Genomic DNA, 364 nt, shown 5'->3' with positions numbered 1-364 from the left:
CCTGATATCTGCGCATTCCACCGCTACACCAGGAATTCCAGTCTCCCCTGCAGTACTCCAGTCTGCCCGTATCGCCCGCACGCCCACAATTGAGTTGTGAGTTTTCACGGACAACGCGACAAACCACCTACGAGCTCTTTACGCCCAGTAATTCCGGACAACGCTCGGACCCTACGTATTACCGCGGCTGCTGGCACGTAGTTGGCCGGTCCTTCTTCTGTACCTACCGTCACTTGCGCTTCGTCGGTACTGAAAGAGGTTTACAACCCGAAGGCCGTCATCCCTCACGCGGCGTCGCTGCATCAGGCTTGCGCCCATTGTGCAATATTCCCCACTGCTGCCACCCGTAGGCTGTCTCTTATAC

1 rRNA gene is annotated in these 364 nt (G+C 56.9%); it reads right to left on the bottom strand.

The annotated features are described in order from the left end of the window. A 16S ribosomal RNA gene (locus ACTHS4_RS11680) occupies positions 1-364 on the bottom strand; the annotation flags it as partial.

Source organism: Neisseria sp. P0014.S009, assembly GCF_051958155.1.
Lineage (GTDB): Bacteria > Pseudomonadota > Gammaproteobacteria > Burkholderiales > Neisseriaceae > Neisseria > Neisseria flavescens_C.
The sequence above is the reverse complement of the archived record's forward strand: the minus strand, read 5'-3'. Positions and strand labels throughout refer to the sequence as shown.